This is a genomic window from Marinovum sp., from assembly GCF_048263515.1.
Lineage (GTDB): Bacteria > Pseudomonadota > Alphaproteobacteria > Rhodobacterales > Rhodobacteraceae > Marinovum.
The window spans coordinates 60,086-72,402 of sequence record NZ_JBLXEC010000018.1 but is presented as its reverse complement, the minus strand read 5'-3'; the positions used below and the strand labels follow the sequence as shown (position 1 = coordinate 72,402).

The window sequence follows — 12,317 nt, the reverse complement described above, 5'->3', positions numbered from 1 at the left end:
CCTACTCCAGCCCCTCGGCCCCATATTTCAGGATCACCGGCACGATCAGTTCTTCCTCGTCGATCAGATGACGGTTCAGCAGGGCGGTGAAGCCCTGAACCTCGGTGTGAAAATGCCCCGCCTCGCCGCCTTGCAACACGCCGTTGGCGAATTTTGTGAACCGGTCGAGCAAGCCATCCATGGCGTGATGATCGCTGTCGAGCAGGTCGAAGCCGCGCTGCAGCCGGGTCTCGAGCCCGGCGAGCTTGGGGAAGTAATGCATGTCCTCGATCTGGTGGTGGCCGTGCAGCTGGTTGACCAGCATCGACCCCAGCCGCCCCAGCCGCTGGCCATAGGCCTGCCGGTCCATGCCGCCATCGACCCTGGTCTCGGCATCGCGGATCAGGGTCTCGGTCAGCTGGCGGAACATCAAGTGCCGGTCGAGCCAGAAGGCCACCAGCCCGGCGAAGTTCGCATGCGCCTTCCAACCCTCCCGCGGATATTCGGCCAGCAGCACGCGCAGCGCCTCCGGCAGGCCGGCGCGCTGCTCCAGCCGCAGTGCCTCATCGGTCAATCGAAGGTCGCCGCCACGTCGTACATCACCGGCTCGAAGCTGCGGCACAGCTCGTTGATCTTGCGGTTGCGGCTGCGCATCTCGTCAGAGCGCAGCATCGCCAGGAAATCCTCGCGGCTCTGCCATTGCGAGTAGTTGGCGATCCGGGTCTGGGCGTCGTTCACATGCAGCCCGGCGGCGACAAACCCCTTTTGTTTCGAGATGAAGGATTCGTAGGCATCCTGCAGGGCGTCGAGCAGATCCTGGCAGGTGCCGGGGGTCATCTCGAAGGTGGTGATCACGGTCTGAAGCTGGGCGTCGCGCTTGATTTCGGGCATGGGAACTCCTCCTGTGAACTCCACCCTGCCACGGTGCAGCCAGCAGTCAAAGCCCCCAAATCGCTTGAGAACCTCTCAGACGTTCGGCTCGCCCTGAAGCCCCAGCAGCTTGCGCATGCCGGTCCAGTATCCGGGCAGCCGCGGCGGGCGTTGCAGATGCGGCAACGCCTCGTCCGCCCAGCGCGGCATCTCGCGGTTCATGAACTCGCGGCCCCAGGCGAGGAAGGCCTCGCCATCGTCGGGTCGCAGCCGGCAGGCCGAGCCTACCAACCCGACCAGCGTCTCCGGAGGCGAATACCATTCGTCCTGAATGCCGGTCACGCGGCGGCGCAGCAGCGGGCCCACGGTGCGCATGATCGGGCTTTCCGAGAAGGTCAGCAGCATCCGGCCCATTTCGGGGCGGGAGTAGTGGATCAGCGGCGGGAAGGTGTCGAAGAAGCTGGCCGTGCCGTCGGCGACGGCGAAATTGCGGATCGAGGGGTGAAAGCCGATGCGGGTGCCGAACTGATCGGCGTTGTTCCAGAAGCGCGCGATCACCTGGCCCGCCGCCTCCATCAGCTCGAGCGCCTCGTTCAGCGGCGCGGCCTGCATCTGCGGCCGCATCATCGTCTCGGCCGGCAGCGCCTCCTGCACGATAACCGGCACCTGCAGATCGCCCTCGGGCAGCAGGTGAAACTCGGTTTCCGGCACCGGCACGCCAGTCGTGTGCAGAGCGGCCACGTAATCCGCGTGGCATTGCGCCAGCCGCGCCATCAACGCGGCGTCGGTCGAGCCGCGATAGACCTTGATCACCCGATCGGAAAACGGGCCTTGGGTGGGCCGGAACGGCGCGCAGAAATAGCCAAGTTTCGAGATCGGCTGCCCGCGCGCGGCGCTGTCTTCGCGGATCAGCCGGGCCAGTTCGGTCAAATCGGTCATGTGTCGTCCTGCCATTGCCCTGCGGTGATACCGCAGCCGGTGCGGCTTGGCCAGAAGCGGCGCGGCGGCGGGTCCCGTTAACCTCTTGTTTACCATGAGCCGCCACTCTGGGCGGTGGGGAGAGTCACCGGAAAGGTCCGCCGATGCGCCTGCTGGCCGTCATCTTTGCCTTGCTGGCGGGCATGGCGTCGGCAGGGGCCTGGCCGCGTGACAAGGGCCGATGGTTCCTCGCCACCTCGACGCAGATCAGCGGCTTCGGGGGGGCGGGGAACCTGACCGACCTCACCATCTTTAACAATCTCTACCTGGAATACGGGCTGACGCAGTCGCTCACCCTTGGGCTCGACATCGGCCAGAGCATCGGTTTCGACCCCTACTACCACGCCGCCGACCCCGATTACCGGCTCTTTGCCCGCTTGCCGCTGGTCGAGCGGCAGGGCAGCCGGCTGGCCGTCGAGGCCAGCCTCGGCAAGGTCGGCGATCAGACCTACACCGCCGTCGGGCTCAATTTCGGCCGCGGCTTCGAGCTCGGGCCCCACTACGGCTGGTTCTCGGTCGACACCCGACAGGTCATGGCCGAGGGCCCCGGCGCCGAGTTCCTGCGCCAGAGCAAGGTCGACGTGACCGCGGGGCTGACCTTTGCCAGCGGGCTCAAGGCAATGGCGCAGGTCTTTCACACCCAGGTCGGCGACGCGCCCTACTCCAGCTTTGCGCCCAGCCTCGTGGTGCCCTTCGGCGACAGGGTCAAGGTCCAGGGCGGGGTGATCTTCGACCTGCAGGACCCGGCGCCGCCCGGGGTGAAAATCGGCCTCTGGCAGGAGTTCTGACCCACACGCGGGGAATTGCTATGGCGCGACAGTTGGTTAGACTGGAGCGATCCGCCAGAATGGAAGAACCCCATGCCCCTGATCCGCCGCCTGACTTCGCTTGCCGCCCTGACCGCGGGGCTTGGCCTCTGGCTGGGCCTCGCCGCGCCCGCGCAGGCAATGGAAATCCGGCTGGTCAATTCGCACCCCGAGGGCTGCAATGCCCGCGCCACCGGCGAGATCGAGACAGGCGACCGGGCCAAGCTGGCCCGGCTCCTGCCCGGCGGCGCCGAGGATGCGCAATACTTCGATGCGGCGCCCCGGCTCTGCCTCGACAGCCCCGGCGGCGACTTCGTCGAAGGCATCGCGATCGCCGAATACCTGCGGCTCAAGGGCATCTCGTCCCATGTGGCCGAGGGCAAGAGCTGTCTTGGCGCCTGTGCGCTGGCCTTTCTCGGCGGCACCCGCGCGAGCCTGGAGGAAGGCGTGGTGCGCACCCTCGACCGCTCGATTCACGCCGCCGCGACCCTCGGATTTCAGGCGCCGGGGCTGGAGCTGCCCGACGGCACCCTGACCGAGGACCAGGTGACCGAGGCCTTCCAGGAGGCGCAGCTCGCCACCGCCGAGCTCTTCGGCAAGCTGCCGATCCTCAGCATCAGCCACAGTTTCGCGCTCGAGATCTTCACCCAGCCGCCTGGCGAACACCTGATGGTCGACACCGTCACCCGCACCATCGACGTCGGTATCCGCGTCGAGGGCGTGCGCCCCCTGCCCGACGAGATGAGCCAGGACCAGCTGCGCGAGATCTGTGAGCGGATCGACCCCGAGATGCGGCCCGATCACTTCGCGCGCCCGGAAAGCACCCGAACCTTTCAGGCCACCGCCGGCATGATGCTGGCCCCTGCGGAGACCGGCGCGCGGCGCGGCGCCTGGCTGACCGGCTACCGTGCCGAGGGCGAGCTTTACTGGACGGTCTGCGAGGTGCGCTGGTTCCAACCGCGCTCGGGCACCGGCGGCGTTTCGGCTCGAGTGTTGCAACAGGCAGCCTGGAACGGCCAGAGCGAGGCGCCCAGCGATGCGCCGCCAACGGCCCTCGAAATCGAGCGGCTGATCGAACAGGCCACCGGCCCCTTCACCTTCTTCGAGCCGATCGTGATCTTCCCCGGCGCCTCGAAGCTGGCCGATCTCGCCGGTGACGGCGAAGAGCTGCCGCCGGCGGCCGCCAACGCGCTTTGTGCGCCGGGCGCCGATCGCTACCAGGTGGTCAACGTCAACGAATTCGCCACCCTGCGGTCCGAGCCGAACTTCAGTGCCGAGATCGTCGCCGAAGCACCCAAGGCGGCCTTCGTCTCGCCCATCGCCAAGGACGAAAGCGCCTTCTTCATCTCGTCAGAGATCTGCCGCGCCGCCTGCGACCATGCGACCCGCGACGGGCTGAGCGCTACGGATTTCCAGGCCGCTGCCGAATGCCGCGAATCGAACGACGTCTGGTGGCGCATGGTCATGCCCGATGGCGCCGCCGGCTGGATGTCGGCGCGCTTTCTGCGCGTGCGCTGAGGCTTCAGGGCCGCGGCAGGTGTTGCCGCGACCCCGTGACACCGGCTCCCCTTGGTGTCGTCAGACGTCCATGCGCATGGTCACGGCGACCTGTCCGCGCACGGCCGTTTCCCAGTGCAGGTCGACCCGGTCGTTGGCCGCGCCCTGCCCCGCCTTGGTATAGGGCATCCCCCACTGCGCCACGTTGGACCCGGTCTCGATCCGGTCGGTGGCCACCAGCCCCACAACCCGCCGCGCCTCGCCGCCGAAGGCCAGGACGTCGCTGCCGCTGATCTGCCAGGTCGCCGAGGCGCTCGACTGGGTATGCGACACCACCACCGGGTTCTCGGTGGTCTTGAACACGTTGTTGAAGGTGTTGTCGGTGAAATAGACGTTCTTCATGTTGCCGTAGTTCATGTCGGCATGGGTGGTGTCGACCTTCTCGGCCTGCTGGATCACCGCGCCGACGCCGCGGAACAGGTTGCCGGTGACGTTGATGCCATTGAAGAAATGCCCGGTGCCGAAGGGTTTGACCACGATCCAGGCAAAGGACGGCAGCACCTCGCCACATAGAAAGACGTTATTGGTGATCGACAGCCCCGCAAAGCCGAAACCGCCGACGAAATCCGGCTGCACCTCGCGCTCGTTGGTCCATTCGATGAAGCAATTGTCGACGTAATTGCCCACCACCGTGGCGTTGCAGGACCGCAGCGCCAGCACCAGCCCGGCCATGCGCACGCCGTTGGGCTGGCCGTCGCCCTGGAAGAAGTGGTTGCCCTGCACCACCGAGTTCGAGCCGCTCAGAATGCAGAAATGCCGGAACTGGCTGGCGCGATTGTTGCGCAGCTTGACGTCATTGGCATTGGCATTGATCGCGATCGAGATCCGGTTCTGTGCCGGCTCGCTGCCCTCTGACGACAGAAACTGGCAACGGTCGACCAGCATCCCCTGACAGCCATAGCCGATCGAGGTGATGCCGCGGTGCTTGGGCCGGGTGAAATAGCAGTCGCGCACCTGAAACACCGTGCCGGTCTTGGCAAGCATCAGGGCGCTGGCCTTGTTGTTGCACTGAAACTCGACGTCAGAGAAGGAAAAGCTGGTGAGCTTTTCGAAGCCGCTGAAATCGATCATGTACTTGAAGCGGGTGAAGGTCAGGTTTTGCGTGCCGGTGGCCGCGCCCATAGGCTGCGACAGGGTGATCTCGCCCGCCGAGACGTTCTTGGACCGGACATAGGTCTCGCGCGCGACGCCGTTGCCGGTGATCAGCGAACCCACCGGGATATTGGCGACATTGGTCACATTGGTCAGCGTGTTGTCGTCGCTGGCGGCATAGGTCGCCTGGCTGGTGTAGACATCCGGCTCCCAGACCGCGTCGCCGGTGGCATAGAACTGGCCATTGGCAATATGGCGACGCTGGGCATAGGTGTCCTTGTTGTTCACCGCCGCCTGCATGTCGATGGGTTCGGTGATGGTGATCCGCCGTCCCCCCATGTCGAGGCTTTCGTGATCAGCGTTGTTCAGCAGCGACTGAAACGCCTTTCTGAACCCCAGCTCCTCGTTGCCGAAGGCGTCGATGTAGCTGCCGAGCTCGAAGTTCCTGGTCAGCGACAGAATGGCGCTGTCGGGCATGGTCACCGTGCCCTCGAAGCGGATGCGCGAGTTGATCGTCACGTCAGAGGCCAGCCGGTAGGTGCCGTCGGACACCAGGATCTCGCGCCCGTCGGCGGCATCGTCGGCCGCCTCGAAGGCGGCGCTGTCATCGGTGGTGCCGTCGCCCACGGCACCATAGTCGCGCACATCGACCGCAGCCAGCAACTCGCCGAGAAAGACGCCGGTGATGTCCTCGATCACCAGATCGTCGATCCGCACGATGCCACCGTTGGCCCCGGTCAGGTCCAGACCGAGATGCGCGAACACCGGCGTCGTGCCCCAGATCATGTCGACCCCGGTGCGGTTGCCCGGCCCGAGGATGGCCGAGACCTCGACGATCTCGCCATAGGTGGTCAGCGCCACCGAAGGCCCGCTGACCGTCACCCCGCTGACCTGTGTGCCGTTCGGCAGCGCCGGGTAGCCCGCAATCCGCACGCTGGGCAGGTTGCCCGAGATCGCCTTGACCCGTGCCGTCACCCGCAGGTAGCAGCCCGGCAGCATCGGCGTCTGGCCCATGTAGCGCAGCTTCTGCGTCGAACTGGATTTCTGGATTTCCAGACAGCCGGCGAAATCCTGATCCGCCGGCACGAATGCGGCATTGGCCGCGTTTTCATAGGTGTCATCCCCCGGACGGCCGTTCTGGCTCGACCAGACATCGAGCCCGACAGCGAAGGGCGTCGGCATGAAAACCACGCCCTCGGTAATCGCCTTGTTCATGAAAGTCCCTTTCCCGCATCGCGCCCAGATCGCGCATGTCACACATCAGGGCAGCCGGGCCGCCCGCCGATGGGGAAGAGGTATCAATCGGGGCTTAACGCCGGCTGAGAGCACCGTGCGCCGCTCCTGCAACGGGCGTCAGACAGAAATGTCGGGCGCCTCCAGCAGCTGCACGCCGCCAATCTTCCAGCCGGTCTCGCCGGGGATCATCTGGTAGCCGAGGTAATGGCGTTCGCCGGCCTGGTCGATGATCTCGACCCGCTGCCAGAGCGCGCCGCCGATCTCGGCGAGGTCGAGATAGGTCACCTCGCCCGGCTGCCAGACCATCGGATAACCGCGCCGCACCATCAGGCCAAAGACCTCCGGCGAGCCGAAGATGCCGCGGATCGTCGGGCTGGCATGGGAAAAGGCGCGGTCGACATCCTGCGCCTCGAAGGCGTCGAGCTGGTCGCCGATCACCGCCTCGATCTCGGGGTTCCTTGGTCGTGGCTCCTGCGCGATGGCGGGAGACAGGGCAAGGATCAGGGCGAGACCGGCAAGGATGCGGCGCAGCATGGGGAAACCTCCGATGGGTCACCCAAACCATAGCACGCCGGGGCCGCGCATCAAATCACGGCCCCGTTGACAGGGCTCAGCCCAGTTCGCCGTTCAGGCCCTTCCGGATCAGCGCCACGGTTTCCTCGACGCCGTATAGTGCGATGAAGCCGCCGAAGCGTGGGCCTTGGCTGGCGCCCAGAAGCACCTCGTAGATTGCCTTGAACCAGTCGCGCAGCGGCTCGATCTCATGCACATTGCCGACGGCGAAGACGATGGACTGCAGGAACTCCTCGTCGGCGAAATCCACCTCGGGCAGCGGCTCGTCCTTGCCGGCCATGGCGTTCTTGCGGGCGATCAGATCGCGCGCATAATCGCCATCGCCCAGCGCCTTGGCCAGGTCTTCCAGCGCCGCGCGTTCCTGCTCGGTCGGGGCCCGGAACACCTTGGCAGGTTTCACGAAATCCTGGAAATAGCGCACCGCGTGACCGGCCGCCTGATCCATGCCGGGATGGGTCTCGGCGGTGGCATCGGGGGCGTATTTGCGGATGAAGCCCCAGAGCGTTTCCTTGTCCTCCGCCGAGGACGCGCTGGCGAGGTTCAAGAGCATCGAGAAGGACACCACCATGTCAGACGCCGGCACGTTGTGGCCGTGGATGTGATACACCGGGTTGTTCAGCCGCTGCGCCGCATCCTGCGTCGCATAGGCGCGCAGCTGCTGGTGGTATTCGTCCACCGCCTTGGGGATCACGTCGAAATACATCCGCTTGGCGGTCTTGGGCTTGAGATACATGAAGTAGCTGAGGCTCTCGGTCGAGGCATAGGTCAGCCATTCGTCGATCGAGATGCCGTTGCCCGACGACTTCGAGATCTTCTGCCCCTTGTCGTCGAGGAACAGCTCATAGGTGAAATGCTCCGGCGGCCGCTGGCCGAGGATGCGGCAGATGCCGTCATAGATCGGCGTGTTGGTCGAGTGGTCCTTGCCGTACATCTCGAAATCGACGCCCAGCGCCGCCCAGCGCGCGCCGAAGTCGGGCTTCCACTGCAGCTTCACGTTGCCGCCGGTCACCGGCAGGGTCCATTCGCGGCCGTCCTCGTCGTCGAAGGTGATCTCGCCCTTGGCCGCATCGACATTCTTCATCGGCACATAGAGCACCCGGCCGGTCTCGGGGTGGATCGGCAAAAAGATCGAATAGGTCTGCCGCCGCTCCTCGCGGAGCGATTTGAGCATGACCTTCATCACCTCGTCGTATTTCTCGCAGGCGCGCAGCAGCACCTCGTCGAACTGGCCCGAGCGATAGAACTCGGTCGCCGAGTAGAATTCATACTCGAAGCCGAAGGTATCGAGGAACCGCCGCAGCATGGCATTGTTGTGATCGCCAAAGCTGTCGTGCGTGCCGAAGGGATCGGGCACGGATGTCAGCGGCTTCTGCAGATGCTCGGCCAGCTCTTCTTGATTGGGCACGTTGCCCGGCACCTTGCGCATCCCGTCGAGATCGTCGGAAAAACAGATCAGCCGGGTCGGAATGTCCGAGATCACCTCAAACGCACGACGGATCATCGTGGTGCGCAGCACCTCGCCGAAGGTGCCGATATGCGGCAGGCCCGACGGGCCGTAGCCGGTTTCGAACAACACATAGCCCTTTTCCGGCGGCGCCTTCTCGTAACGTTTGAGCAGGCGGCGCGCCTCTTCAAAAGGCCAGGCTTTCGAGGTCATGGCGGCATCGCGCAGGTCAGACATAATCAGGGCATCTCCGGTAGGCACACGCGCCCCATGCGCGCAGGCTCGCTCTCCCTATTGCGGGCGGGGGGCGGGGTCAATATTCTGCGCCGCAACAGGAGATGCCAATGACCGAAGAAAACGCCTTTACGCTGAGCGCCCAGGACTGCCTTGTCGGCCTGATGATTGCCATCTCGGCCTCTGACGAGAACATCCATACCGCCCAGCTCGTCAAGATCGAGACCGCGGTGAACAACCTGCCGGTCTTTGCCGATTACGACGTCGACCGGATGAACGTGGTGGCGCGCACGGTCTTTGACCTGTTCGAACAGGAGGACGGTCTCGACGCACTCTTCGGTCTGATCCGCGACAACCTGCCCGAACGGTTGTTCGAGACCGCCTATGCGCTGTCGTGTGACGTGGCCGCCGCCGACGGCCTGCTGCACGAGGCAGAGCTGCGCCTGCTCGAGGAAATACGTTATGAGCTGAACATCGACCGGCTGCATGCCGCCGCGATCGAACGGGGCGCCCGAGCGCGGCACCTCACGCTCTAGGCTCAGCTGTTGGCGAAGGCCTGGCCCCAGCGCTGCAGCAGCCGCTGCTGCAGCTTGCGCGACCGGGTGAGCCAGACCTGACCGCCCTCGGGGCGCTCGCGCTCGGCCATGCTCAGCGCGTCGCGCCGGGGCACATCGGCGGTGAAGATCGCAAAGGCCAGTTCGCTGCCGTCGATGGCGGTGGCATAGCCCGCCAGCGCCGAGACAAAGTTCAGGGTTCCGGTCTTGGCGTCAACGTCGACCGGATGATCGTCGATGATCTGCCGCTTCTCGTCGCGCATCGGGATCGGCTTCATAAGCTCACGCAGCGGCCCCGCGCCGCGCGCCTCGCGCAGCATCGCCACCATGTCTGTCGCGGTGATCCGGCTGTCGCCGCCCAGCCCAGAGTGATCGGCAAAGCGCATGTCGGACGTCAGGCCATAGCGCTCGCGCGCCCAGTCGGACATCGCCTGCCCCGAGGCCGGCAACCCGTCGGCCGCGATGCCCCGCGCCCTCGTCGCCGAGAGGCCCACCACCTCGGCGGTGAGATTTGTGGAATATTTCAGCATGTCGCGCAGGATGTCGGTCAGCTTGCCGGATTGCACCTCGGCCAGGGTCTCGCCCTCCGGCGCGGTCTCGACAATACGCGGCGTCTTCAGCGAGATCCCCTCGGCCCCGGCCAGAATCTGGAACACCTCGCCGGCATAGGCCTCGGGCTTGCGCACCGGCAGCCAGCGCGACCCGCCCTTGCCCAGCGCGCCGCGCGCCACGGTCCAGCTGTCGGTGCCAGCTACGTCCTCGTAGGTATAGACCGGCAGGTTGCGGTCCTCGACCTGCATCCGCGCCACCGAGACCTCTGGGGTGTAGCGACCGCTGCGGGCGTCCATGCTCACCTCGTACTCGCTGCCCTCGCGGGCCCACTGGAAATGCACGCGGTTGAAATTCAGGTTCAGCCCCGAAACCGCCGGGCTGTAGGCCACATGGTCGGGCTGCTCAACGTCGATCCGGTCGGTAAAGGGCAGCGCCCCGCCCCAAACCAGGAAGTCGCCGGTCACCTCTTTCAGTCCGGCCTCCTTCAGCGCCTTGACCAGAGCGGCAAGCTCGTCGGTGCCCAGCGTCGGATCACCGCCACCGGCGAGGATCAGGTCGCCGTCCAGAACCCCCTCGACGATGGGCGCCGTGCCCAGCACGCGCGTGGTGAACCGGTGATCCTCTCCCAGCGCATCCAGCGCATAAAGCGCGGTCACCGCCTTGGCGACGCTCGCCGGCGGCAGGCCGAGCTCGGGCTGGCCGGCCTCGTGCAACTGGCCGGTCGAGACGTCCATCACCGCATAGGTCACCTGTCCGGAAAGATTGGCCTCCTTGACCATCGTTTCGGCGGCGGGAAAGACCTTGGGAATGGGCTTGGTGCTGCCCGGCCGCGCCACCGGACGCAGAGACCGGCTGGGCGAGGCCGCATTGGCGTGAACCGCGGCAAATCCGAGCGCCGCGCCGAGAAACATGCGTCTTGAAAATGCTTGCGTCATGGATCGATTAAACCTCAGCCCTTGGTGTCAGACAAGCGCGCGATACCTGCGGTCGCGGCGAATTTAACGCGCAATTCACCTCGTGGTGACACATCGTCGTGAAGGAGCGAACAGCGCACAACCCCTGCGTGCAATGGGCCGTTTCAATCCTCAGAGGTGTCCCCGGCCCCATCATGGCGCCAGGCCCCGGTGGCGCGGATCGCGCTCGAGCTTTCGCCCTTCATCGGCACGTTGACGAAACACCAGGCCGGCGCCTCGGCCTGCGCCAGCCGAAGCGACTCGCGGCCGCGGATGCGCGCGGCGGCATAGACCCTTGCGGCCTTGGAGTTGCGGGCGCGGATGCGGTCTCCGGGACGGGCAAGCACGCCGATTGGCACCGTCTCGACGATGCGCTGCCAATCCTGCCACTGCGGCAATTGCACGAGGTTGTCCGCGCCCATCAACCATACGAATTTCGCGCCCTGGTAATCCCGTCTCAGAGCTTCCAACGTCTCGGCGGTGTATCTGGTTCCCGCCCGCGCCTCGTAATCGCTGATCTCGACCCGCGGGTGCTGCATGATCCGCCGCGCCGCCGCCATTCGTTCGTCCAGCGGCGCCGGACCATGGGCCTTGAGCGGGTTGCCGGGGCTGACCAGCCACCACACCCGATCGAGCCCGAACCGCTTGAGCGCCTCGCGGGTGATGTGCACATGGCCCTCGTGCGGCGGATCGAAGGAGCCGCCCAGCAAACCGATGGTCAGGCCGCGCCGCAGCGTCGGGATGGATGTCACGGCGTCAGCCCCCTTGGAAACGCGCCCATCTCGCGGAAACCCGGCGGGATTGTCAATCGATTGGCCGCAGAACATCGCCCAGCGCGACAGCGCCGGGCTGCAACACCCGCGCCGTCATGCCGCCATGACCGCGCACCGCCGCATAGCCGCCGGGACCGAAGTGCTCTTCCATCCGGCTGCAGGGCGCACAGGGCCCGGTGATCTCGAGCAGCGCGCCGCCCAGTGCCACCTGACGGCGGCGCAGCCCCGCGATGTTGATCCCCGAAATCACCAGGTTGCGGCGCAGCGCCTCTGGCGGCACCGTGCCTTGGCCGAGAAAGCCGCCGATCACCGCCATGTGCTCGGCCTGCACCAGCGTCACCGCCCGCTTGCCGGCGCGGCCCCGGTCGCCCTTGAGCCCCGCCTCGGTGATCTCCACCCGGTCCAGCGCCTGCATCTCGCCGCGCCGGACCGGCCTGATGCCGATCCAGTCAAACCGCCCGGGCTGCGCATAGCGCGCGATCAGGTCTGCCAGTCGGTCCATAGGTCTTTCCTTCCCTTGCCGCGTTCCGTGCAGGTGGGTTGCAAACCCACCCTACCCGTCCTGTCCGTCGTGCGCTTCACCGTAGGGTGGGTTTGTAACCCACCGCTACAACCCACTGCCTCACCGAGCGGCATTCCAACCCCATCCCTCCGCGACACATTGCACCTCGTCCCGCGCAGCGTTATCTAGCCCTCCAGGCAAACCAAGGGGCGAG

At 65.9% G+C, this 12,317-nt stretch carries 12 protein-coding genes; 3 read left to right on the top strand and 9 right to left on the bottom strand.

Annotated elements, in window-relative coordinates:
- Window position 1 precedes the first annotated feature (1 nt).
- The 3 genes from ACN0SE_RS15745 to ACN0SE_RS15735 form a co-directional block, all read right to left on the bottom strand.
- Window positions 2-553, bottom strand: coding sequence for a hemerythrin domain-containing protein (locus ACN0SE_RS15745; protein WP_417525488.1), 552 nt, complete (start codon window positions 551-553; stop codon window positions 2-4).
- Window positions 550-870: an antibiotic biosynthesis monooxygenase family protein gene (locus tag ACN0SE_RS15740; RefSeq protein ID WP_417525487.1), complete on the bottom strand. Its 321-nt coding sequence runs from the start codon at window positions 868-870 to the stop codon at window positions 550-552. Before ACN0SE_RS15740 ends, ACN0SE_RS15745 begins: the two co-directional genes overlap by 4 nt.
- A 75-nt stretch (window positions 871-945) precedes the next feature.
- Entirely contained in the window at window positions 946-1,788 is an 843-nt protein-coding gene (locus ACN0SE_RS15735) for a DUF6206 family protein (RefSeq protein ID WP_417525486.1), read from the bottom strand.
- Window positions 1,789-1,931: 143 nt separating this feature from the next.
- Between ACN0SE_RS15735 and ACN0SE_RS15730 the strand changes: the two genes are divergently transcribed.
- Together ACN0SE_RS15730 and ACN0SE_RS15725 are read left to right on the top strand one after the other, a co-directional pair.
- Window positions 1,932-2,615, top strand: a complete 684-nt coding sequence (locus ACN0SE_RS15730; RefSeq protein WP_417525485.1) for a hypothetical protein — start codon at window positions 1,932-1,934, stop codon at window positions 2,613-2,615.
- Between the two features lie 72 nt (window positions 2,616-2,687).
- Complete coding sequence (locus ACN0SE_RS15725; protein WP_417525484.1) at window positions 2,688-4,151, top strand: hypothetical protein; 1,464 nt, start codon at window positions 2,688-2,690, stop codon at window positions 4,149-4,151.
- 60 nt (window positions 4,152-4,211) lie between these two features.
- Here the strand turns inward: ACN0SE_RS15725 and ACN0SE_RS15720 are convergent, their stop codons facing one another.
- The 3 genes from ACN0SE_RS15720 to ACN0SE_RS15710 all read right to left on the bottom strand — a co-directional run bounded on the left by ACN0SE_RS15720 (window position 4,212) and on the right by ACN0SE_RS15710 (window position 8,772).
- The gene (locus ACN0SE_RS15720) at window positions 4,212-6,497 is read right to left on the bottom strand and encodes a glycosyl hydrolase family 28-related protein (RefSeq protein WP_417525483.1); all 2,286 of its coding nucleotides are present in this window, start codon (window positions 6,495-6,497) and stop codon (window positions 4,212-4,214) included.
- Between the two features lie 138 nt (window positions 6,498-6,635).
- Window positions 6,636-7,052 (bottom strand): DUF4864 domain-containing protein, encoded by a 417-nt coding sequence (locus ACN0SE_RS15715; RefSeq protein WP_417525482.1) that lies wholly within the window; start codon window positions 7,050-7,052, stop codon window positions 6,636-6,638.
- Window positions 7,053-7,128: 76 nt separating this feature from the next.
- The gene (locus tag ACN0SE_RS15710; RefSeq protein WP_417525481.1) at window positions 7,129-8,772 is read right to left on the bottom strand and encodes a lysine--tRNA ligase; all 1,644 of its coding nucleotides are present in this window, start codon (window positions 8,770-8,772) and stop codon (window positions 7,129-7,131) included.
- Between the two features lie 107 nt (window positions 8,773-8,879).
- On the opposite strand from ACN0SE_RS15710, the gene ACN0SE_RS15705 reads away from it, so the two are divergent.
- Entirely contained in the window at window positions 8,880-9,305 is a 426-nt protein-coding gene (locus ACN0SE_RS15705; RefSeq protein WP_417525480.1) for a tellurite resistance TerB family protein, read from the top strand.
- Between the two features lie 2 nt (window positions 9,306-9,307).
- Here ACN0SE_RS15705 and dacB read toward each other — a convergent pair whose 3' ends face one another.
- From dacB to ACN0SE_RS15690, 3 genes are all read right to left on the bottom strand, one after another.
- Window positions 9,308-10,810 carry a D-alanyl-D-alanine carboxypeptidase/D-alanyl-D-alanine-endopeptidase gene (gene dacB / locus ACN0SE_RS15700; RefSeq protein ID WP_417525479.1) on the bottom strand — a complete coding sequence of 501 codons (1,503 nt, stop codon included), beginning with the start codon at window positions 10,808-10,810 and terminating at the stop codon, window positions 9,308-9,310.
- Window positions 10,811-10,953: 143 nt separating this feature from the next.
- On the bottom strand, window positions 10,954-11,580 hold the full coding sequence (locus ACN0SE_RS15695; RefSeq protein WP_417525478.1) for a nicotinate-nucleotide adenylyltransferase: 627 nt from the start codon (window positions 11,578-11,580) through the stop codon (window positions 10,954-10,956).
- 52 nt (window positions 11,581-11,632) lie between these two features.
- On the bottom strand, window positions 11,633-12,103 hold the full coding sequence (locus ACN0SE_RS15690) for an MOSC domain-containing protein (protein WP_417525477.1): 471 nt from the start codon (window positions 12,101-12,103) through the stop codon (window positions 11,633-11,635).
- Window positions 12,104-12,317: the final 214 nt, after the last annotated feature.